Raw genomic sequence first — 22714 nt, 5'->3', positions numbered from 1 at the left:
AGCCACCGCTGCGTAAGCAACGATGGCTTTCAGATAACAGACGTAAGGTCAGGTGCTTAACTGGCGTAAGTACCGTTGTGGTAAATCTCCTGAACGTCTTCCAGCTCGTTCATCAGGCCAACAAAACGCTCAAACGCTTCAACGTTATCGGCGCTGATGTCATGCTCAGCATGAGGAATGTAGGTGATTTCCTGCATCTCGAAATCAATGTTTTCATCCATTTCGGTTAATGCGGTTTTGGTTTTGAAGAACTCGGTTGGTGGTACCTGAACGGTGATCATGCCGTCTTCACATTCGATCTCACCCACATCGACGTCGGCCATCATCAGGGCTTCTAACGCGGCTTCTTCGTCTTCACCCGGGAAGACAAACATGGCGCAGTGTTCAAAGCTGTGGCTGACTGAACCCTGGGTGCCCAGCTTGGCTTTGCACTTAGAGAAGATACCGCGAATTTCACCAAAGGTACGGTTCGGGTTATCGGTTAAAGCGCTGATCAGTACCATGGCACCACCCGGCGCTAAGCCTTCGTACAGCGCTGGCTGGAAATCTTCACCCGTTCCACCTTCGGCTTTGGCGATAGCCTTATCAATTACGTGCGTCGGAACCTGATCTTTCTTGGCGCGGTCAATCAGCGAGCGCAGCGACAGGTTACCGGATGGGTCAGTACCACCGGCTTTTGCCGTCATGTAAATTTCACGGCCGTATTTAGAGTAGACCTTGGTTTTTGCCGCGGCCGTTTTGGCCATGGATTCTTTACGGTTCTGATACGCTCTGCCCATGGGTATTCGCTATCCGTTGTGTCTTTATCGAAAGAGTTAATCGAAAGGGGTTTAAAAATCGGCGTTGATTGTAGCGCGAGACGCGGCTGGGGGCGAGCCGCTCCTACCTATCAAACCCTTCCGCCAGGTGTTTATCCTTCAGGCGCACATAATTACCAGCACTGTAGGTGAAGAAGTTACGCTCTTTTTCCGAAATAGGACGTGCTTGTTTCGCCGGATTGCCTTTGTAGACGTAGCCACTCTCCAGCACTTTACCCGGTGTGACGACGGCACCCGCAGCAATAATCACTTCATCTTCAACCACCGCGCCATCCATAATCATGGCTTTCATACCGACTAATACACGGTTGCCAATGGTGCAGCCATGTAACATGGCCTGGTGGCCAATGGTGACGTCTGCGCCGATGATCAGCGGGTAACCGCCTGGGTTAAAATCACTGGCGTGGGTAATATGCAGTACCGAACCGTCTTGCACGCTGGTTCGCGCACCAATACGAATCTGATGCATGTCGCCACGAATCACGGTGAGTGGCCACACTGAGACATCGTCGCCCAGTTCAACATCACCAATCACCACGGCGCTGCGGTCAACAAACACGCGCTCGCCCAGTTTGGGGGCTGTGCCCTGGTATTTGCGGACGGCCTTGTCGTTAATCTCAGCCATAACACTCTCTCTTATCGGTTGTGTGCGCTTGAATTACCGCTTATTTGACCCAATCTGAATAACAATTGCCATTTATTCATCCGGACATCATCGCTATGACTAACCCGCTGTTACAAGAACACCTGCTGCCACCGTTTTCTGCCATCACGCCAGAGCAGGTGTTGCCTGCGATTGAGCAACGGTTAAACACCAACCGCGAGCGTATCACTCAGCTGTTGGCTGAGTTGAAAGGCCAAACGCCGAGTTGGGATTCGCTGGTGGCCCCAATCGAACAGTGGGATGACGAGCTTTCCAAAGCCTGGTCGCCAGTGGGTCATTTAAACGGCGTGTTAAACAGCGATGAACTGCGCGATGCGTACAACGCCTGTTTGCCATTGTTAAGCCAATACAGCACCGAGATGGGTCAGAATCGTGATCTGTTTGACGCCTACCAGGCATTACGCAACAGCGATGAATTTGAGGGTTTATCCACTGCACAACAAACCGCCATTGAGCACGCACTGCGTGACTTCCGTTTAAGTGGTGTGGATCTGGAAGGTGAAAAGAAAGCCCGTTACGGCGAGATCAAACAGCGCTTATCTGAGCTAACCAGTAAGTTTGGTGAGAACGTGCTGGATGCCACCCAGGCGTGGAGCAAAATCATCGACGACGAAGCGCTGTTAGCGGGTTTGCCCGACAGTGCCAAAGGCCTGCTGGCCCAGTTAGCTGGGGAAGACGGAAAATTTAAAGTCACGCTCGATTTCCCATCTTATATGCCCATCATGAGTTACGCCGATAACCGCGAACTGCGCGAAGAGGTGTATACCGCGTTTGTTACCCGTGCTTCTGATTCTGGTCCTAATGCAGGTGAGTTCGATAACTCCGAGGTGATGAAAGAGATTCTGTCACTGCGTTATGAACTGGCGCAATTGCTGGGTTTTGATAACTACGCCGAATATTCCGTGGCCACCAAAATGGCAGGCAGTGGGCAAGAAGTGATCGACTTCTTAACCGATCTGGCGGCCAAAGCCAAACCTCAGGCCGAGCGTGAATTTGCTGAGCTGAGTGAGTTTGCTAAAACCGAGCACGGTGTGGATAAGCTACAGCCGTGGGACGTAACCTACTACGCCGAAAAATTACGCCAGAGCCGTTACGCTATTTCTCAGGAAGACATCCGCCCGTATCTGCCGATTGATACCGTGGTGAACGGCATGTTTGAAACGGTATCGCGCTTATACGGTATCCAGTTTGAAGAGCAATCCAGTTTTGATACTTATCACCCGGATGTGCGCTTCTTCCACGTATTAAAAGACGGCGAACAAATCGCTGCCTTCTTCCTCGACTTGTATGCCCGTGAGAAAAAACGTGGCGGTGCCTGGATGGATGATTGCCGTATTCGTCGCCAAACCAACGATGGCGTACAACTGCCTGTCGCTTATCTGGTGTGTAACTTCACCCCAGCGGTCGGTGATGCGCCAGCGCTGTTAACTCACGATGAACTGACGACCTTATTCCACGAGTTTGGTCATGGCTTACACCATATGCTGACCCAAATTGATGTTGGTGCTGTCAGTGGTATTAACGGTGTGGCCTGGGATGCGGTGGAGCTGCCAAGTCAATTCCTGGAAAACTGGTGTTACGAGCCGGAAGCGCTGGCGTTTATTTCCGGTCGTTTTGAAGACGGGGCGGATGGCTATCAACAAGGTGAGCCATTACCGCAGGAATTGTTGGATAAGTTATTAGCCGCAAAAAACTTCCAAAGCGCCATGATGATGATGCGCCAACTGGAATTTGCGCTGTTCGATTTCCGCTTACATCGTGAGCATCGCTCCGATAACCCGGTAACGCCGGAGCAAATTCTGGCTGAAGTACGCCAGCAGGTGACGGTGGTGCCGGTATCCGAATTTAACCGTTTCCAGCATAGCTTTAGTCATATCTTTGCCGGGGGTTATGCGGCGGGTTATTACTCCTACAAATGGGCAGAAGTCCTCAGTGCCGATGCCTTTTCTAAGTTTGAAGAAGACGGCATCTTTAATACCACCACTGGGCAAAGCTTCTTAAGCGAGATTCTCAGCCAGGGCGGTAGCCGTGAAGCGTCGGAGTTGTTTGAAAACTTCCGTGGTCGTAAGCCATCGGTTGCTCCACTGTTACGTCATTCCGGTATTGATGCGGAGGAAGTGGCCTGATGGAATACCAAGCCAAGAAAAAGCCGAAACGCTTTATTGCCGGAGCGGTATGCCCTAAATGTTCCGAGATGGATCGTACTGTGATTTATAACAACGACGATGGTGATGAAGTACGCGAATGTATCGCCTGTGGCTTTAGCCAGACGTCATCAGAACAGCAAGCCGAAGATCAGGCGCGCCAATTAGAAACGGATCAACTGGCCACGCGTGTGACTCCTGTGGGTAAGTCGGTGTTGGATGACGACGAACAACCGCTGAAAATATTAGGATTGAACGACGGAAGTGACTAGCGATCAGAAATAACAGATAAAGCAGTATGCCAGTCAGACGCAATAGTCAAAGCCAGGTGGACTGGCTACACTGCTTGTTTTCTGAAACGTGTGTTGAGCAAGGATCTTGTCACGTATGAAATCGCAGCCGTTTTTTACTTTGTCGAACGCTAGCTGGTTGCCTGTTAAGTCGCTGCCTGACTCCATTCGTTGGCTGCTGGTACTGTTCTGTGTTGTCTGGATTTCCGGCTGTGCGACCTACGGCAATGGTGTGCAGCAAGCGCTGAATCAGGTGCAGCAGGGAGATCTGACCGTTGCTGAAGCGTCGCTGAAACAAACCCTGAAACCCACCGGCAACGATGCCTTGTTGTATCACCTCGAACTGGGTGTGGTGAAACACCTTCAGGGCGACTATAGCGCCAGTAATCAGTTACTGAATCAGGCCGAACAGCTGGCCGAAAGCCTCGAAACCATCAGTATCAGCGACTCCCTGGCAGTGCTGATGTCGAATCCGCGTCAGGGCCCTTATGGCGGTGCCGAATTCGAGAAGATGTTTATTAACTATTACAAAGCGCTTAACTATTTCGGTCTGGCGCAAACCGCGACCAACCGCAATGAACGGTTAGATGCACTCGATGGCGCACGGATTGAATCGCGTCGGTTAATCATCCGCCTGAATGATCTCAACAGCCGCAAAGGCACCTATGCCGAGCAGAAAAGCAAAGACGAAGAAACCTTCTCTCAGCTGCTGGATATCTTTGAAGCCCTGAGCGGCAATATGATCGATATGGATCAGCTGGTGTATCGCGATGATGCCATGGCACATTATCTGACCGGCATCAGTTTTGAGATGAACGGCGAGTACGACGATGCCCGCATCAGTTACCAAAAAGCCGCGCAGTCGTATGAAGATGGGTTTGTGAAACAATTCCGCCTCGACCCACAAATGACGGCTCAGGCCTGGTTTGATGTGGTACGGATGCTGCGCAAGACGGGTGACCGCGAAGATGCCCGACGCTTAGCATCACGCAAACTGAGCAAAAAGCAGCGCGCGGAACTGGAACGCTGGGACGATACCGCTCAGGTGATTGTGGTTGAGCACAAAGGTATGGCGCCGCAGCGCAAAGAAATGAATCTGGAGATGTCGGCCAATACCACGCTGCAGTCGTTCGAGCTGCGCCCGTATCTGTTTGCCACCGATCGCAATCAGCTGGCCTGGTTCTACATTCTTTACGCCGATAGCTTATTTGTCGATGCGCTGACGTTTTATCTGGATGCCTCCGCCGGGTTGCTGGATTTGCCTCTGGTGGGCCTGACAAAAACCGTTTACCTCGGACCATTGTGGGAACAGGTGATGGATCTTGGGCTGGATCAGGCCATTGGTTCATCGATGCGCATCACCGTGCCGTATTACGACCCGGTTCCGGCCGAAGGGCCTTCCGCGTTATTGGTCGGAGATCGCTCCTATGACCTGTATAAATCGTCTAATCCAGCGCAAATGGCGTTGCAGGAACAGGTGCTGAATTCCAGTTTTGATATCCAGATGGCATTGGCGCGGGCATCGTTAAAAGCACTGACCGCCGCTCAGGTGGCGTCGGCTGCTGGTGGTGAATTTGGTGGTTTGTTATCGGCCGTTGGCAAAATTACCGCCCAGCTGACCGATGCCGCGGAAACCCGCAACTGGTTACTATTACCCAGCGATATCCGCATCCGCCGTGTGGCACTCGACGCGGGAACCCATCAGCTGACGCTGGACTCTCAACTGCAGGGCGGCTACCACAAGCGTCAGCAAGCCGCGGTAACGCTTGAGTCAGGTGACATTCATCTGTGGCAGGTAAGATCGTTAAAGCCCATCACTGCAGTCGATGCGAATGCTGTGAATAAACGCATTGCACCACAATAAACCCGATTTCTGAAATTGATTGAACAATCACTTTTTGAACACAACATTTATCGAACACAACTCTTACTGAACACAACAAAGGAATAACATCATGCTGAAGCAAATGACCAAACTGGCTGGAGCCACTTTACTGGGGGCTTCGATCCTGATTTCCGCTGGTTGTAGTACTAAAGTATCGCGTATTTCTGCCAGCGAAGAAGTAGCGCTGTCTGATCGTTGGAATGCCAAAGACTCTGAGCTGGTAGCCAACGAAATGATTGACGATATGTTGTCTTTCCCATGGGCGCGTGACTTCGAGCTGGAAAACAGCCAACGCCCAACCATTATCATCTCCCGCATCCGCAATAAGTCCCACGAACACATTGCCATTGATACCTTCACCAACGATATCAAACGCGCCATCATCCGTTCCGGCCGCGCTGACTTTGTTGCGGGTGGTGACGAGCGTGATGCGATTCGTGACGAACGTCGCGATCAGGAATTAAACTCAAAAAATGCCAAGGCTCAGGGCCAGGAAAACGCTGCTGATTTTGCCTTATCCGGCTCGGTGAATTCGATTGTGGATCAGGTCGGTGACGACCGCGTGACCTTCTATCAGGTGGATATGAAGCTGATTGATATGGAATCTAACCGTGAAGTCTGGAACGGTCAGAAGAAGATTCAGAAGCTGCAGGAAAAGAACTCGTTTGGTTTCTGAGCATAAGGAAAACCACCCATGATCGATACTCTGTTGCGGGCTCGCAAAGCTCTGGCACTGGCGGTTATCGCCAGCGCCTGTGTGGCTTGTGTGCCTCAGAACATCAAAAACCAGGGCAGCGACAGATCGCAGGCGGATGCCGCGGCAGCGTCCGGTAGCCCTTCGTGGTTAACCAATACGCCAGAAATGCCGGGCATGGCTTACGGCGTGGGTTCGATTGAAGTCTATGGCAATAAAACCGAAGCGCTGAAGCGAGCCGGAGAACTGGCGCGTATCGATCTGGTCAGTCAGCTGAAAGTAACCGTTTCCGGAGACTTCAGTTCGGATGTTACGGAACGCAGTGGCAGCCACCGCGAAAATGAAGTGCAGCGTGTGATTCGTAATCATGTGCGTAGCCAGGTGCCACCGGTCGAGCTGGACGAAGCACAAATCATCAAGACCCATCTGGATGATCGTTATGCCTATGCATTGGCCGAGCTGGATCGTGCCAAAGCCGCTGCGCGTCTGCGTCGCGACATGGCGGAAGTGGATGAGCAACTGCGTGAAATTGCCGCCAAACAGCCCCAGGGTAATCGCTTGCAACGGTTACAACCATTGTTACCGGCGATGAATATGTTTGCTCAGCGTGACCGCTTGGGAGAACGTCTGGCGCTGGTGAGTCTGGATCGTAAACGGCCGCGCCCGGATGCCGATTTACTGGCATTGCAGGAACGTATCAATGTATTAATCGACCAGTTGCAGGTCAGTATTGAACTGCAGGATAGCGGTGCGGAAGAAATTGGTGGAGGCATCATTGAAGCGCTCACCGAGCAGGGCATGCGCATCACCAATGGCGGAGCCGATCTGATCTTTGAGGTCAATGCCACGCTGTCGAGTAAAGAGCAGGGCGGCAGCCATTACGTGTTTGCTGATAGCCGTGTGACCATTCGCGATGGTTCTGGTCGGGCGTTGAGTTCTTTCAGCAAGCAGGCCAAAGGCGTGTCAGGCTTAGCCGATGTAGCGCGCCAGAAAGCTGCCCGTAATGTGGCGAAACTGCTGGGCGAAGAACTGGCCGTGGCGCTGGTGGACAAAATCAACTGAGTGCGATGGCTTTAGCGACTTCGCCAATTATACAAATTGGCGGAGTTGTTTTTTTGTGTCCGTAGTTGTATTGAGAACCAAGCAATACATTCAATATCTTTTCTTAAACTCATTTTTGGTATATGACTTTTTGGTTTGACTCCCATCACTATATACTTCTTTAACGTACAAGACCTTACGTGCGGAATCTACGTCATACGATATTTTTGAATCAAGGCTATGGTTTCTCCAACGTCCGTTTTCAGTTGCCCAAACTGCATAGCGCCCCTCAAGCTTACATCGGTATTTCCAAAAGGAATTGTCGCTTGATCTGATATATGAGATGTAAGTAATTCCGTTAGAAGTAGACGATTTCATATTTGATGGGTGAGGCCCAAAAGCAGTACCTATGGCAGCTTTGCATACATCCTCTGTGGTGAACGGATATATATGGAGTAGATTTCGTATTTGGGGTGTGGCCCTCTGTAGCTAAAATGGTGATCATGGCTATCAAAAAAATAAATCCAACCGCTTTTATTCTTTGATTTTTTTTAAGCCTTAAAATCAGGCCTGTAACTCCAACTGGCCAAAATAAGATAACCCAGACCCAAACCCATTTAGTTAGATACCAAGCTTGCTTGCCAGTATGCTTATTATTTGAAATCTTTTTGGTGCTATCAAAATAATCACTGGTTTCTAGAGGAGCCTTTTGTTGTTGAGCTTCCTCGGCAATAGGATAACCACAATTAATACAGCAGGCTGCCTTATCAGAAATGTCCTTATTGCACTCAGGACAAGCAATTAAGCTCATTTGAGTTCCTTTGTAAAAAATAAATTTGCCAATACTGTAAATAACTTTGGTTATATTTACAGTATTTAGGCAAGATTAATTCTGCGCCACTTTAGGCAAATGCTGCTGTAAAAACCGCACCATATTACCGCCCATCACTGCCCGAATATCATCACTGCTGAAGCCCGCTTTCAGCATCTCATGGGTCAGCACTGCCAGCTCAGACGCATCGAACGGAGTAACAACGGCGCCGTCAAAGTCTGAGCCCAGAGCGATATGTTCAACACCTAACAAATCAATGCCATAACTGATGGCCTTCACAATGCCTTTTGGGCTGGCGTCGCAGACCGCAGCATCCCAGAAACCAATGCCAATAATGCCGCCGCCTTCGGCAATCCGATGCATCAGCTCATCGCTGATGTTACGGTGGGTTGAGCAATGGCCATATAAGCCGGTATGACTAACAATCAACGGCGTTTGAGTGAGTGCTAAGACGTCTTCAACCACCTGCGGTGACGAATGGGACACGTCGATCATAATGCCCAAACGCTCCATTTCTCGGATGGCTTGGGCGCCAAATTCAGTTAACCCAGTATTTGAGGTTCCGTGTAATGAACCGCCGAGCCGATTATCAAAAAAGTGGTGCAGGCTCATCATACGAAAACCCGCCTGATACAGCCGTTCGATATTGGCCAGATCGCCCTCAAGCGCATGAGAACCTTCCGTGCCAATCAGCCCGCCGAGGATTTTCTGCCCTTGCTCACGTTTGTCGAGTAGGCGTTGCAGCTCCTGTTGGTTGCGCACCAGCATAAATTGCTCAGGCTGCTGTTCGGCCAGTTGATGCAGTTTCGAGGCCTGATATAACGCGCGTTCCGTCAGGTTCTGCCAGCTGTTAACCGGCCAACCCTGAGCAATCGCCAGTGCGGTAATATTGTCAAAACTATCGTTACTGTTGCTCTGATAGTTTTGCCCGGAGGGAGACTTGGTGACTGTGGTGAACATCTGTAGTGCCACATTCCCTTCAAGGTAGCGCACCAGATCGCCATGGCCGGTTTCACCCCGCTGGCTGATATCGCGTTCCCATAAGGTGGTATCAGCATGCCAGTCACCAATAATTAAACGATCATGAAGGTGTTGTGCTTCTGGTGCAATGACAAACGGCAGGTGTGAAATAACCCCGTTTTGTTGTTTCTCCACTTCGGAGCTGATCCGATCACAACCGCTGAGCAGGGCGCTGGCGGCAAGAGTAAGGGCAAAGGCAAAAGAGAGTAGTAAGTGTTTCATAACTCAGACTCGGATGGCGGTTTGTCTGAGAGTAGCGAACAAAGCTGGTGATGAATAGCAGGAGGGCTTAAGCCCTCCTGCAAATCGCTATTACTGACGAATACCTTCGACGTGTAATTCGATTTCAACATGGGTAGAAGCCGGGCCCAGGTTGTAGGTGATGCCATAGTCAGATAGCTTCAGCGTGGTTTTGCCTTCAAAACCGGCGCGGTAGCCGCCCCATGGGTCTTTGCCTTCACCCACCAGCGTTACCGGGAAGCTGATGTTTTTGGTCACACCGTGCAGGGTGAAATCACCGCTGATGATGCCTTCGCCTTCGCCGGTGGATTTAAAGCCGGTGCTCTTGAAAGACGAGGTTGGGAATTTAGAAACATTCAGGAAGTCCGAACCTTTCAGGTGTTTATCACGCTCAGCGTGGTTGGAGTCGATGCTGGCGGTTTCAATATTCACCTTGATGGCGGACTTCTCCGGTGCACTGGCGTCGTACTCAAACTGACCATCGAAGGTGTTAAAGCGACCCAGCAGCCAGCTGTAACCTAAGTGCTTGATCTTGAACTGAACAAAGGCATGAGCACCCTTAGTATCAATATCGTAAGTCGCTGCTTGTGACAGCGGCGCCAGAGTGGCCGCGGCAGTCATGCCCAGAGCCAATAACAGTTTTTTCATGGTGCTTTCCTTAATAAAACAATTAATGAGATTTCAGCATCCGTACCAGAGTACGGTCTTTATCAACAACATGGTGTTTCACCGCTGCCAGTGCATGCAGTGCCACCAGACCCATCAGGCTCCAGGCCAGACCCCAATGAATAACGCCGGCAATGTCTTCCTGATTATCCATCATTAAACTTGCCGGGATTTCAAACCAGCCAAATACCTCAATGGCACGACCATCGGCGGTTGAAATCAAATAACCACTGACAAATAACGCCAGCATCAACAAATAAAGCAACAGATGGACTAAGTGAGCAACCTGATGTTCCCACTTCTTATCCCCCAGATCCTGCGGCGTGGTATTGCTGATACGCCAGATTACTCGGGCAATCCACACCAGCGCCAGGATAATGCCTATCGACTTGTGCAAGTCTAATGAGCCTTTGTACCAGGCGTCATAGTAGGTCAGTTCAACCATATACAGACCCAGACCAAACAGGCCAAAAATGGTCAGAGCCATTAGCCAGTGCAGCGCGATGCTGAGCCAGCCGTAACTATCCACACTATTTTTTAGCTGAGCCATTGGCTGTCCTCTTTGTTGCTGCTGTTCGTTACTGATGGCTGTTGTAATCGTTGCATCAATAACATCACCTTACTCCGATCAAGTTGTTTAAAAAATAACTGTTTGTTAACAACTATTGTGCAAATATGCACAATATAGAACAACAGCAGGTGCTTTATGAGCCAATTAAACTGGGATGATATTCGCGTCGCGTACAGTGTGGCTGAAACCGGCAGCCTGAGTGCTGCGGGTAAACAATTAGGGTTGAACCACACCACGGTATTGCGCCGCGTGAATCAACTGGAGCAACAGTTGGGCCAGCGGTTATTTATACGCCATCAGCGTGGTTACCGGCTGACTGAGTCCGGGCATATGTTGCTGGAAAAGGGAAAATCCCTGATGGCTGACATGCAGCTGCTGCACAATAACTTATCGGTATTGGGGCACTCACCGTCGGGCACCCTACGCATTTCAACGGTCTCGGATTTCTCACAATCGTTGGCCCCCCTGATTGCTGGCTTTCGCCAGCAATACCCACAAATCCGGATTGAAACCATCGCCACCGATGAAGTGTTATCGCTCAGTCGTGGGGATGTGCATGCCGCGATCCGCATTGGCTCACAACCCACCGAGCCAGATCTGATTGCCCGGCCACTGATCCGTGTGGGGCTAAGTTTTTTTGCTGCTGACAGCTACGTTGAACGTTATGGCCTGCCGCAATCGCTGGCGGATATCGGGCGTCATTTATGGTTGCTACCCTCGGGCGATAAACGTCAGATTCCGGCGATTAAAACCCTTTATGAAAGGCTGGATGATGAGCAGATTGTGTTCCGGAGTAACAGCTTTAACGACCTCTATTATGCTGTATTAGAAGGTATGGGCATTGGCCCGTTTGAGTCGTTGCATCGGCCTAAACTGGCGTCAGAAGGCGTACGCCGGGTGGAGTTAGGGCTGAATTTTGAGGCTGATCCTATCTGGTTGGTGTATCACAAGGATATGAAAAACAGTGCCCGGATTCGGGCTTTTCAGGAATATATGGTGAGGGCCATGCCGGAGCTTGCGGGTGGTTGAGTAAGCAAATTGGATTGTTTGTGGTTGTTGCAGGCACAAAAAAGGGCCGCCGCAGCGACCCTTTTTCCGTACAGATTTAATCCAAAGATTAAACGCTGTAGTACTTACGCATGGTAGTACTTACACGGAGTAGTACATATCGAACTCAGCTGGGTGAGTTGTATGTTCAACGCGGTAAACGTCTTCCATTTTCAGCTCAACGTAAGCTTCGATCATGTCTTTAGTGAACACGCCACCTTCAGTCAGGAAGTCGCTGTCAGCCAGCAGGCTGTCCAGAGCTTCACGCAGGCTACCAGCAACCTGTGGAATTGCCGCTGCTTCTTCAGCTGGCAGGTCGTACAGGTCTTTGTCAGCTGCATCGCCAGGGTGGATCTTGTTCTTAACACCGTCGATACCAGCCATCAGCATAGCTGCGAATGCCAGGTATGGGTTAGCGGTTGGATCCGGGAAGCGAGCTTCAATACGCTTACCTTTAGGGCTGGCAACGTATGGAATACGGATAGAAGCAGAACGGTTACGAGCAGAGTATGCCAGCATTACCGGAGCTTCGAAGCCTGGGATCAGACGCTTGTAAGAGTTAGTAGACGGGTTGGTGAAAGCATTCAGCGCTTTAGCGTGCTTGATGATACCACCGATGTAGTACAGAGCTGTATCGCTCAGACCAGCATAGCCGTCGCCTGCGAATTGGTTTTCGCCGTCTTTCCAGAAAGACTGGTGAACGTGCATACCAGAACCGTTATCACCAACGACTGGCTTAGGCATGAAGGTAGCCGTTTTGCCGTATGCAGCTGCAACGTTGTGAACAACGTATTTCAGCATTTGTACTTCGTCAGCTTTCTTAACCAGTGTGTTGAACACAACGCCGATTTCGTTCTGGTTAGCAGTCGCCACTTCGTGGTGGTGAACTTCTACGTCCAGACCAATCGCTTCCATGGTGTTACACATAGCCGCACGGATGTCGTGAGAGCTATCTACTGGTGGTACTGGGAAGTAACCGCCTTTAACGCGAGGACGGTGACCCAGGTTGCCGCCTTCCATTACAGCTTCAGTGTTCCATGCGCCTTCGTCAGAGTTGATCTTGTAGAAAGAGCCTGCCATGTCCTGGCCCCAACGAACGTCATCAAAGATGAAGAATTCTGGCTCAGGACCGAAGAATGCAGTGTCACCCAGACCAGTAGACTTCAGGTACTCTTCTGCACGCTTAGCAACAGAACGTGGGTCACGCTCGTAACCTTGCATGGTTGCTGGTTCGATGATGTCACAACGCAGAACCAGTGTTGCATCTTCAGTGAATGGGTCCATGTATGGAGTAGAATCATCTGGCATCAGGATCATGTCAGATTCGTTGATGCCCTTCCAACCAGCGATAGATGAACCATCGAACATCTGGCCAGTTTCGAAGAAGTCTTCGTCTACATAACGAGCAGGAATAGAAACGTGTTGCTCTTTACCTTTAGTATCGGTGAAACGCAGGTCAACCCAGCGTACATCGTTCTCTTTGATCAAACTCAGAGTGTTCTCTGACATCTTATTATCTCCAGATGCTGGTTCAATTTGATACGGGGCATCAGCCCCGGCCGTAATGCTCAAACTTTGATGATTCCCTTGGAGCAATTAGTGTGCCACGCAAGGGATGGCTGAAAACCGCACAAAATCTGGGCTTGCGATCAGCAAGTCATAAATGACTGCACTACAAAAATGCACGGCCGAGATAATGGCACCATAAAGGTGCAAAATAGCTGTAATAGCCACTGTATTCCATAAAAGCATGCACATTATAGGTTCACATAGGGGTTTGCGTATACGAAAAAACACCAATAGCCCGGCATAAAAATGATATGCCGTCGCGGCCTTAACTCAGGTATAATCGCGCCTCATTTTTTATGGTGTTGATGCGTCCCTGCTGCTTAGTCAGAGTTGGGGTCTGAGATCGCAGCAACGCCCTCACTTTTAAGAAAGGCTAAAGCTGTGATCGATAACTTGAGAAATATCGCCATCATCGCCCACGTTGACCACGGTAAAACGACCCTGGTTGATAAGCTGCTGGAGCAGTCGGGTACTCTGGATCGTAACCAGGGTGGCGAACGTGTGATGGACTCCAACGACCAGGAAAAGGAACGTGGTATTACCATCCTGGCGAAAAACACCGCCATTAAATGGAACGACTACCGCATTAACATCGTAGACACCCCTGGACACGCCGACTTCGGTGGTGAGGTTGAGCGTGTAATGTCGATGGTGGATTCGGTGTGCCTGCTGGTTGATGCCGTAGATGGTCCGATGCCTCAAACCCGTTTCGTAACTCAGAAAGCGTTCGAGCGTGGTCTGCGTCCAATCGTTGTGATCAACAAAATCGACCGTCCTGGCGCACGTCCTGACTGGGTAATGGATGAAATCTTCGACCTGTTCGACCGTCTGGGTGCAACCGAAGAGCAGCTGGACTTCCCGGTTATCTACGCCTCTGCGTTAAACGGTATTGCCGGTGATGATCCTGACAACATGGCTGAGGATATGTCGCCACTGTTCCAGATGATTGTTGATCACGTAGAAGCGCCAAAAGTTGAGCTGGACGGCCCGTTCCAGATGCAGGTTTCTGCACTGGACTACGACAGCTTCGTCGGTGTAATCGGTGTTGGCCGTATCACGCGCGGTAAACTGAAGCCAGGTACTGACATCCAATTGATCACCGCTGAAGGTGATACCCGCAAAGGTCGTATTCAGCAGGTGAAAGGTTTCCATGGCCTGAATCGTGTTGACGTTGAAGAAGCGGCTGCGGGTGACATCGTTTGTATCTCCGGTATCGACGGCCTGAACATCTCCGACACCCTGTGTGAGCCAAACAATGTGGAAGCATTGCCAGCGCTGACCGTGGATGAGCCAACCGTATCCATGACCTTCCAGGTGAACAACTCGCCGTTCGCGGGTAAAGAAGGCAAATACGTGACCTCACGTAACATCAAAGACCGTCTGGACCAGGAACTGATCCACAACGTGGCCTTACGTGTTGAGCCGGGTGATTCTCCTGAGAAGTTTAAAGTATCCGGCCGTGGTGAGTTACACCTGTCAGTACTGATCGAAACCATGCGTCGTGAAGGTTTCGAGATGGCAATTGGTAAGCCAGAAGTGGTTCAGAAAGAAGTGGACGGCGAACTGCAAGAGCCATACGAGCAGGTTGTTATCGACATCGAAGATGAGCACCAGGGCTCAGTGATGGAAGAGATGGGTAACCGTCGTGCCGAAATGACCAACATGGTTCCGGATGGCAAAGGCCGTACTCGTTTAGAATTCATTATGCCAGCTCGTGGCCTGATTGGTTTCCGTAACCAGTTTATGACCATGACTTCCGGCTCCGGTATTCTGACCAACGTATTCGATCACTATGGTCCGGTTCAGGCGTCTCTGGGCTCCACTCGTCATAACGGCGTACTGGTATCTATGGTTGCTGGTAAAGTGCTGGGTTACGCCCTGTTCACTCTGCAGGATCGTGGTCGCCTGTTCGTTGAACCAGCGGTTGAAGTGTATGAAGGCATGATTGTTGGTCTGCACTCGCGTGACAACGACCTGGTGGTTAACCCAACCAAAGCCAAGCAGTTAACCAACGTACGTGCGTCAGGTACCGATGAAGCCATCAACCTGACTCCACCGGTTAAGCACACCTTGGAGCAGGCACTGGAATTCATCGAAGACGATGAACTGGTAGAAGTAACACCAGAAAGCATCCGCCTGCGTAAGAAGCTGCTGAAAGAAAACGAACGTAAGCGCGCTAAGAACAAATAAGCGAACATTACGTTTGATCAGCCCCGCCTGACTAGCGTCACGCGGGGCTTTTTCTTTGTTGATAAAGAAAAAATTCAGCCAGACATTGGCCCTATAACCAGCTAATCTAGCAATATGTTCAAAAAGAAAGTGATAACTATGGTCAGAAAAGGATATCTGAGCCGGGTTGCCGTAGCCCTGTTGTTGGGCCTGTTACTGGGAGGAGGAAGCTGTGCAGCCTATGGTCAACCGTCGAAGGTGATGCTGGGTTCCGGTTCCTCGATGCCGCCGTATGTAATTCCGGATAAAGGGCGCGGTATCGCCTTGGATGTCTTCCGTGCTGCAATGACTGCCAGTGGTGTTCAGGTGGATACTATGTACGCCGATAACGCCGAAGTGGTGCAGGCGTTTAATGATCAGCGGGTGGATGCGGTATTTGTGACCAATCCGAAGCTGACGCCGGATGCTCACTTTTCCCGGTTACCACTGGCGGTATTTCATAATCTGGCTATTTCCCTGCACGATGAGAATATTGATGTGCAACAGATCGGAGAGTTATCCAACTATCGGCTGGGTGCCTTTAAGTTAGCCAGTAAACTGATGCCATCACCCTTCCCGGAAACCGTGTCACAAACGGCCGATTATCGTGAATATTCATTGCAGCTGGAGCAGGTCGAGGATTTGTATCGCGGCGACCGACAGGTGTTGGTGATGGATAAAACCATCTTCCGCTACTTCCTCAGCCAGATGAAGCGCAAAAATCCTCGCAGTCCGAGTTATCGCCGGGCAGTACATTTTAATGATCTGTTTGCCAAGCGTCGTTATCACGCGGCCTTCCGCTCGGAAGAAATGCGCGATAAGTTTGATCAGGGGTTTGATGCAATTCGCAACAACGGTCGCTACGAGCGGATTCTGCGAACCTATGAAAACCTGCTGGCCAATTATCTGGTGCGCTGATCACAACAGATAGATGTATCGAATTAAAAGCAGAAAAACAAAAACGCCGCTCAGGTTTAACCTGAGCGGCGTTTTTAATGCTTACTGATCTTTGTTGATCAGATGTCTTCGATCGACTTCAGCGGGTAGTTAGCAGGCAGTGGGCCAGCCGATACACCGGTGTCGATTGCCGCTTGTGCAACAGCAGTCGATACAATACCCAGCAGACGAGAATCGGTCGCTTTAGGGATGATGTAATCTTTACCGAATTCCAGAGAATCCAGTTTGTACGCATCCAGAACTTCCTGAGTCACTGGCTCTTTCGCCAGATTAGCCAGTGCTTTTGCAGCAGCCAGCTTCATTTCTTCGTTGATGCGCTTAGCACGTACGTCCAGAGCACCACGGAAGATGAATGGGAAGCCTAATACGTTGTTCACCTGGTTCGGGAAGTCAGAACGGCCAGTTGCCATGATGGCGTCCGGACGAACTTCTTTAACGATTTCAGGCATGATTTCAGGAACCGGGTTAGCACAAGCGAATACGATGGCATTGTCAGCCATGGTTTTGATTTGCTCGCCAGTCACCATGTTAGGACCAGACAGACCCAGGAAGATGTCTGCACCTTCGATAGCGTCATCAACGCTACGCTTGTCAGTATCAACTGCGAATGCTTGCTTGTACTGGTTCAGGTCGTCACGGCCAGAGTGGATAACACCCTTACGGTCACACATGAAGATGTTTTGTGGGTTCATGCCCGCCAGAATCAGCAGCTTGGCACAAGAGATCGCCGCAGCACCGGCACCCAGAACCGCCATTTTGGCTTCTTCGATCTTCTTACCCTGAATTTCCAGAGCATTCAGAACACCGGCAACGGTTACAATCGCAGTACCGTGCTGGTCATCGTGGAATACCGGGATATCACATTGCTCGATCAGAGTGCGTTCGATTTCGAAACACTCAGGCGCTTTAATGTCTTCCAGGTTAATGCCACCGAAGGTGTTAGCAATACGACGAACTGTGTCGATGAACGCTTGTGGGCTTTCAGATTCCACTTCGATGTCGATGGAGTCTACGCCAGCGAAACGTTTGAACAGCAGAGACTTACCTTCCATTACTGGCTTAGAAGCCAGAGGACCCAGATCACCCAGACCCAGAATCGCAGTACCGTCAGTAATTACAGCAACCATGTTGCCTTTGGCGGTGTACTTGTAGGCGTTCTCAGGATCTTCAGCAATCGCTTTTACCGGCTCAGCCACACCTGGGCTGTAAGCCAGAGACAGGTCGCGGGCGGAGTTAGCAGGTGTCGTCAGCTCAACGCTGATTTTACCTGGCTTCGGATTAGCATGGTAATCGAGAGCAGCTTGTTTCAAATCTTCTGACATAGTACTCGTCCAGTCTTGTCGCGTTGTAATAAAACCCAGGTGACCGTTAGTCCAATATCGTCACAGGGATTCAGGGGGCGTATTTAATATCAAAATCTGCCCCTGGTTTCCACCAAAAACCGGGTTTTTACTTAGATTTGTCTCAATCAATCAGTGAAAACGCTTGCGCGGTAAGCGCATAACAATACGTAAACCGGGCGTTTGATTGGAGGCTTCGATCTGGCCGCCGTGCAATTCAATGATGCGATGTACCAACGCCAGACCAATGCCATAACCGCCGGAAGCGTGGTCGCGGGCTGAATCGACCTGGGTAAAAGGATCAAAGATACGTTTCAGATCCTCATCCGGAACACCGGGCCCCTGATCCTGAATAGCAATTTCAATGCTGCCATCAGTATTCAGGTGGGAGCTGACATCGAGCTGGCCGCTCGTCGGAGAAAAACGAATGGCGTTGCGTAAGATGTTATCCACAGCACGCTCGACCAGCATCCAGTCCCAGTCACAAATAATGTCACTGGCAGGCAGGCGGCTATGCAGCTGAATCTGTTTTTCATCCATTTCGATTTCGGCATCACAGATCCAACCGTTGAGCTGTTCGGCAATTGGGCGCGACTCCAGCTGAAGCTGATCACTGTCCTGTTGTTGCAGCCGCGCCAGATCGAGAATCTGCCCCACCAGCCCATCTACCTGGCCAACGGCGCGCTCAATACGGTCGTGCTCGCTCTGGAGTAAACCTTGCGGGTCTTTTTTACGGGCGATGCCCAAAGCAATCTGTAATCGGGTTAACGGCGAGCGTAATTCATGGGAGACATCACGCAGTAACTGCTGATGGCTTTGCAGCAGCCGGTTCAGGGCTTCTGACATGTCTACTACGTCGGCAGACAGCTCACCAATTTCATCGTAACGGCTGGCATCCGGCTTAATTTCCGACACATCAAAATCACCTTTGCCCAGCTTTCGTACCGTCCGTTGCAGGCGGCGAATTGGCCGGGTCAGGCTCCACACCAGACCCATGCTGAGCAACGTGATCACACCAAAGAAGGCAATCGGAACCATCCAGCGCTGCTCGTCATCGAGCACACTGCTCCAGTGTTTGCGGGTGATACCAACGTATAAATAGTCACCGCGCTGAATCGGCCCGAGCATCAGCCAGCCATCGTCCTGACCCCAGAGCACATCGCGCACTTCGGCAGCGGCATCAACAAACTCTTCAACGTCGTAGGGGAGATGGCTGATGGAATCGACCGGCACTGCGACCAGATTCCAGTCCGGCCGCAGTTTACGCCAAAGTTTGCGACCTTCGGCCATAATCGGGCGTTTGTGCTCCATTAAGCGCAGCAGATGAATGCGCTCAGTTTGGGTGGCTTTGCGAAAGTAGTCGTCTTCAATCCAGTGGCTGGTGGTGACGGCGGCCGTCATGGCCAGCAGAATCGCAGCCCAGAACCAGAAAAAAACCTTAATAAACAGGCTGCGAAAGATGGGCATAGGTGTTATCCGCTGACCAGCTGGTAGCCACGACCACGCACGGTTTTAATCCAGTCAGAGTCGTCATCACGTTTACCCAGCTTTTTGCGCAGATTGCTGACGTGCATATCAATCGAGCGGTCATAAGCCATCAGTGGCCGGCCGAGTGCCGCGATCGACAAGGTGTCTTTATCAACCAGCTCACCAACGTGTTCCATCAGGCATTGCAGCACACCAAATTCAGCACCTGTCAGTGCCAGCTCGGTGTCTGAACAGGTTGCAACCCGAGTGGACGGGTCTAGTTTCAGATCGCCCACTTCATAATTGCTGGCGGTTTTTTCATTGCCGTCGTTGGTCAGTTCAATACGGCGGAATAATGCACGGATACGCGCCAGTAATTCATGGTGGTGATAGGGTTTGGCGATGTAATCATCGGCACCGTGTTCAAGGCCTAATACCCGATCAACACTCTCGCCGCGGGCGGTCAGCATAATGACCGGAATGCTCGATTTCTGGCGAACCGCTTTTAACACTTCAAAGCCGTTCATTTTGGGCAGCATCACGTCCAGCAGCACCAGATCGTAGTCGCCACTTAATGCTGCCTGTAAACCGGACTCGCCATCCTGGCGGGTGGTCAGCTCAAAGCCTTCCATGCCCAGGTATTCCTGTAATAACTCGCCCAGTTCAAAATCATCATCAATCAGCAAGATCTGATACATATTGGTTCTCCTTACAATAAGCAGGGAGGTTAGCGCTAGTTCTCTTTACATTACAGCGCTTCTGACCCTTCCTTACTCAGGTGTATATAACTCGACATTAGTGTCTAGCAGGCTGCTAATCAGTCGTGATCCAGCAAGGTGGCAATCCAGCGCGATTGTGGTCGGCTCTCCAGCGCAATTTTCATTACCATGGTGAGCGGAATGGATAACAACATGCCCACCGGCCCCAGAATCCAGCCCCAGAACACCAATGAAATAAATACCACCAGGGTGGATAAGCCAAGAGAGCGGCCCATTAAGCGTGGTTCAATCACATTGCCAAAGATGGTGTTCACCAGCACGTAAGAGATACCTACTAATACCGCCTCGCCCACACCCAGTTGAATCAGAGCAATTAACACGGCTGGGATGGCGGCGATAATAGAACCAATATTGGGAATGTAATTCAGCAGGAAAGCCACTAATGCCCAAAGCGGGGCGTAATCGACACCAATAACCCACAGGATCAGGCCAATGGTACAGCCGGTGCCTAAGCTCACCAGTGATTTAATAGCCAGATATTGCTGTACCGAGTTGTTGAAGCGCTCAAACTGTACAAAGGCGGTGGTTTCTTCACCAAAAGCACGCTTCAGCTTGGCCGGGAAGCTGCTGGCTTCTAACAGGATAAAGACCACAGTAAACAGAATCAGGAAGGTATTGGCTAACACTCCGCCAAGGCCGTTAAAGACACTCGCCACCATGGTCATCACTGCGCCGGGATTGACGTATTCGGTGACAATATTATCGGCGACTTCCAGTCCCATGCTGCGTAACCAGGCAACGGCATTGGTCACCAGTGCCCCGAGTTTTTCCTCGTACAGCGGCATGTCCTGATAAAACGAGTTTAAGGTGCTGCCAACTAAGGTGGCGACCATGCTGCCAACAAACACAAAGCCACCTACTAATATCAGAATCGCCAGCGCATCCGGGATTTTGTGTTGTGTTAACCAGCGCATCAGCGGAGCACTGATAACCGCAATAAAGAAGGCGAGTAAAAAAGGAATCAGAATGGCGGCGGCGGCTTTGGCCCCGGCAATCACAATTACGGCAGCGGCAGAAACCAGTAAGATATGGCCAGTCAGCTGAGTGCGCTCCTGCGTCATAGAGGGAGTCCTGATGGTTAAAATGGAATAAGTCAGTGATATGTGATGAGCGCTAACATAGCAGAGAGTGACGATGGCTCACATGCTTTTTCCGCACATCGTCTGCACTTTTTATAGGCTTTTTTGCATTTGGGGCTTGGCAAGAGGCGCGGGCTTTTATAATATGCGCGCCCTGTCATGCGGAAGTGGTGGAATTGGTAGACACGCCAGGTTTAGGTTCTGGTGCCGCAAGGTGTGAGAGTTCAAGTCTCTCCTTCCGCACCATTCTTTTCAGGCTCAGCCTGCTGTTAGCGAACTCTCAGGTAACACAATATGCCTGGCCTCTTGTTCCTTCTTATTTTTTTATTATCCGGTTATTTATTACAGAGCCAGTTTATCTTACCGGTTCCGGCCGCCATCATTGGCATGTTGCTACTGCTGTTGTTTCTGGTCCTGCGCGGTAAAACGCCTGATTCTCTCAAACACATCAGCCAGACACTCTCTCCTTTATTACCGCTGTTTCTGATTCCGGTCAGTAGCGGCATCATTACCCAGAAAGCCATTATCAGTGAACACGGCCTGACGTTATTAGTGATTCTGACCCTGAGTCTGATCCCCGGCATTCTGGTGACTGGTTGGGTGATGACCTCCGGTAAAAAAGGTGGGCGAAAATCATGATCAACGAACTGCTCTCCATGCCGCTATTCTGGGCGATGTTAACTATCGCGGCATTTCTGATCGGACAACACACCTATCGGCTGACCAATAATAATCCGTTCTTACCGCCGATTCTGACTGGTGTGGTGCTGGTGGTTTTGGTGTTGCAGCTCACTGGCACCGATTACCACACCTATATGCAGGGCGGCAGTTTACTGCATGTCATGCTGGGGCCGGTCATTGTGATGCTGGCGGTGCCCTTGTATCAGTTTCTGCACACCATGCGGTCACAATGGTTACGTATTTCGCTGGCCATTGCGTTGGGCAGTGGCACCACGGTGGTATGCGCGGTATTACTGACCCAATGGTGGATTGGTGATGAACTGCTGGCGAAGACCATTGCCACCAAGTCCATTACCACACCGGTGGCGGTCGCGATTGCTGAGCAGGTGGGGGGCCTGGCAGCGATGGCATCAGCGTTTGTGATCGCAACCGGTATTCTGGGAGCGGCGATGGCGCCAACGCTGCTGCGGGCAACACGGCAAGACGACCCTCAGGCGGTTGGCCTGACTCTTGGTGTGTGCGCTCACGCGATTGGCACTGCCCGGGCATTAGAGCTGGGCAGTGAGCAGGCCGCTTACTCGGCCATGGCCATGACATTAACCGCAACGTTGCATGCGTTGTTGCTTCCCGGTTTATTGGTGTAGCTGGCGTAGATACTTTCCGCAACAAACGCTATTGTTAATGGATACTCGTGTTAAGGGACACTCTGCCCTTCAGGGAAA

At 50.8% G+C, this 22714-nt stretch carries 21 protein-coding genes and 1 tRNA gene; 11 read left to right on the top strand and 11 right to left on the bottom strand.

From position 1 onward, the window contains the following. Positions 1-56: 56 nt before the first annotated feature. Both ACO05E_RS07410 and ACO05E_RS07405 read right to left on the bottom strand, forming a co-directional pair. Entirely contained in the window at positions 57-779 is a 723-nt protein-coding gene (locus ACO05E_RS07410; protein ID WP_419812346.1) for a YebC/PmpR family DNA-binding transcriptional regulator, read from the bottom strand. Between the two features lie 103 nt (positions 780-882). Then, positions 883-1443 (bottom strand): gamma carbonic anhydrase family protein, encoded by a 561-nt coding sequence (locus ACO05E_RS07405; protein ID WP_419812345.1) that lies wholly within the window; start codon positions 1441-1443, stop codon positions 883-885. A gap of 95 nt (positions 1444-1538) precedes the next feature. On the opposite strand from ACO05E_RS07405, the gene prlC reads away from it, so the two are divergent. The 5 genes from prlC (at position 1539) to ACO05E_RS07380 (ending at position 7557) form a co-directional block, all read left to right on the top strand. Beyond that, positions 1539-3608: an oligopeptidase A gene (gene prlC / locus ACO05E_RS07400; RefSeq protein ID WP_419812344.1), complete on the top strand. Its 2070-nt coding sequence runs from the start codon at positions 1539-1541 to the stop codon at positions 3606-3608. Continuing rightward, on the top strand, positions 3608-3898 hold the full coding sequence (locus ACO05E_RS07395; protein WP_419812343.1) for a YheV family putative zinc ribbon protein: 291 nt from the start codon (positions 3608-3610) through the stop codon (positions 3896-3898). The genes prlC and ACO05E_RS07395 overlap by 1 nt, the downstream gene beginning before the upstream one ends. A gap of 115 nt (positions 3899-4013) precedes the next feature. Next, positions 4014-5780 (top strand): hypothetical protein, encoded by a 1767-nt coding sequence (locus tag ACO05E_RS07390; RefSeq protein ID WP_419812342.1) that lies wholly within the window; start codon positions 4014-4016, stop codon positions 5778-5780. Between the two features lie 91 nt (positions 5781-5871). Continuing rightward, positions 5872-6477, top strand: coding sequence for a penicillin-binding protein activator LpoB (locus ACO05E_RS07385; RefSeq protein WP_419812341.1), 606 nt, complete (start codon positions 5872-5874; stop codon positions 6475-6477). A gap of 18 nt (positions 6478-6495) precedes the next feature. Further along, complete coding sequence (locus tag ACO05E_RS07380; RefSeq protein ID WP_419812340.1) at positions 6496-7557, top strand: hypothetical protein; 1062 nt, start codon at positions 6496-6498, stop codon at positions 7555-7557. A gap of 337 nt (positions 7558-7894) precedes the next feature. On the opposite strand, the gene ACO05E_RS07375 is transcribed toward ACO05E_RS07380, so the two are convergent. The 4 genes from ACO05E_RS07375 to ACO05E_RS07360 form a co-directional block, all read right to left on the bottom strand. Then, positions 7895-8347 (bottom strand): hypothetical protein, encoded by a 453-nt coding sequence (locus ACO05E_RS07375; RefSeq protein WP_419812339.1) that lies wholly within the window; start codon positions 8345-8347, stop codon positions 7895-7897. Between the two features lie 75 nt (positions 8348-8422). Beyond that, a complete protein-coding gene (locus ACO05E_RS07370) occupies positions 8423-9610 on the bottom strand; it encodes a dipeptidase (protein ID WP_419812338.1) in 1188 nt (395 codons plus the stop codon). A 90-nt stretch (positions 9611-9700) separates the two neighbouring features. Next, complete coding sequence (locus ACO05E_RS07365) at positions 9701-10276, bottom strand: YceI family protein (protein ID WP_419812337.1); 576 nt, start codon at positions 10274-10276, stop codon at positions 9701-9703. Positions 10277-10298: 22 nt separating this feature from the next. Then, positions 10299-10844 (bottom strand): cytochrome b, encoded by a 546-nt coding sequence (locus tag ACO05E_RS07360; protein WP_419812336.1) that lies wholly within the window; start codon positions 10842-10844, stop codon positions 10299-10301. Between the two features lie 156 nt (positions 10845-11000). On the opposite strand from ACO05E_RS07360, the gene ACO05E_RS07355 reads away from it, so the two are divergent. Further along, the gene (locus ACO05E_RS07355) at positions 11001-11894 is read left to right on the top strand and encodes a LysR family transcriptional regulator (protein ID WP_419812335.1); all 894 of its coding nucleotides are present in this window, start codon (positions 11001-11003) and stop codon (positions 11892-11894) included. A 120-nt stretch (positions 11895-12014) separates the two neighbouring features. On the opposite strand, the gene glnA is transcribed toward ACO05E_RS07355, so the two are convergent. After that, positions 12015-13421 carry a glutamate--ammonia ligase gene (glnA, locus tag ACO05E_RS07350; protein WP_419812334.1) on the bottom strand — a complete coding sequence of 469 codons (1407 nt, stop codon included), beginning with the start codon at positions 13419-13421 and terminating at the stop codon, positions 12015-12017. 441 nt (positions 13422-13862) lie between these two features. On the opposite strand from glnA, the gene typA reads away from it, so the two are divergent. Together typA and ACO05E_RS07340 are read left to right on the top strand one after the other, a co-directional pair. After that, positions 13863-15671: a translational GTPase TypA gene (typA, locus tag ACO05E_RS07345; protein ID WP_419812333.1), complete on the top strand. Its 1809-nt coding sequence runs from the start codon at positions 13863-13865 to the stop codon at positions 15669-15671. A 138-nt stretch (positions 15672-15809) separates the two neighbouring features. Then, the gene (locus ACO05E_RS07340; protein ID WP_419812332.1) at positions 15810-16607 is read left to right on the top strand and encodes a substrate-binding periplasmic protein; all 798 of its coding nucleotides are present in this window, start codon (positions 15810-15812) and stop codon (positions 16605-16607) included. Positions 16608-16705: 98 nt separating this feature from the next. On the opposite strand, the gene ACO05E_RS07335 is transcribed toward ACO05E_RS07340, so the two are convergent. The 4 genes from ACO05E_RS07335 to ACO05E_RS07320 all read right to left on the bottom strand — a co-directional run bounded on the left by ACO05E_RS07335 (position 16706) and on the right by ACO05E_RS07320 (position 21293). Further along, positions 16706-17968: a malic enzyme-like NAD(P)-binding protein gene (locus tag ACO05E_RS07335; protein ID WP_419812331.1), complete on the bottom strand. Its 1263-nt coding sequence runs from the start codon at positions 17966-17968 to the stop codon at positions 16706-16708. 150 nt (positions 17969-18118) lie between these two features. Further along, positions 18119-19453, bottom strand: coding sequence for a HAMP domain-containing sensor histidine kinase (locus tag ACO05E_RS07330; protein ID WP_419812330.1), 1335 nt, complete (start codon positions 19451-19453; stop codon positions 18119-18121). A 5-nt stretch (positions 19454-19458) separates the two neighbouring features. Then, a complete protein-coding gene (locus ACO05E_RS07325; RefSeq protein ID WP_419812329.1) occupies positions 19459-20151 on the bottom strand; it encodes a response regulator in 693 nt (230 codons plus the stop codon). Positions 20152-20270: 119 nt separating this feature from the next. After that, positions 20271-21293, bottom strand: coding sequence for an AI-2E family transporter (locus ACO05E_RS07320; protein WP_419812328.1), 1023 nt, complete (start codon positions 21291-21293; stop codon positions 20271-20273). A 179-nt stretch (positions 21294-21472) separates the two neighbouring features. Here ACO05E_RS07320 and ACO05E_RS07315 point away from each other — a divergent pair. The 3 genes from ACO05E_RS07315 (at position 21473) to ACO05E_RS07305 (ending at position 22636) form a co-directional block, all read left to right on the top strand. Next, positions 21473-21557 (top strand) — tRNA-Leu (locus tag ACO05E_RS07315). 48 nt (positions 21558-21605) lie between these two features. Then, a complete protein-coding gene (locus ACO05E_RS07310; RefSeq protein ID WP_419812327.1) occupies positions 21606-21950 on the top strand; it encodes a CidA/LrgA family protein in 345 nt (114 codons plus the stop codon). Then, entirely contained in the window at positions 21947-22636 is a 690-nt protein-coding gene (locus ACO05E_RS07305) for an LrgB family protein (protein WP_419812326.1), read from the top strand. The genes ACO05E_RS07310 and ACO05E_RS07305 overlap by 4 nt, the downstream gene beginning before the upstream one ends. The last annotated feature ends 78 nt before the right edge of the window (positions 22637-22714 follow it).

This window comes from Bacterioplanoides sp. (assembly GCF_965226395.1).
Lineage (GTDB): Bacteria > Pseudomonadota > Gammaproteobacteria > Pseudomonadales > Oceanobacteraceae > Bacterioplanoides.
The sequence above is the reverse complement of the archived record's forward strand: the minus strand, read 5'-3'. Positions and strand labels throughout refer to the sequence as shown.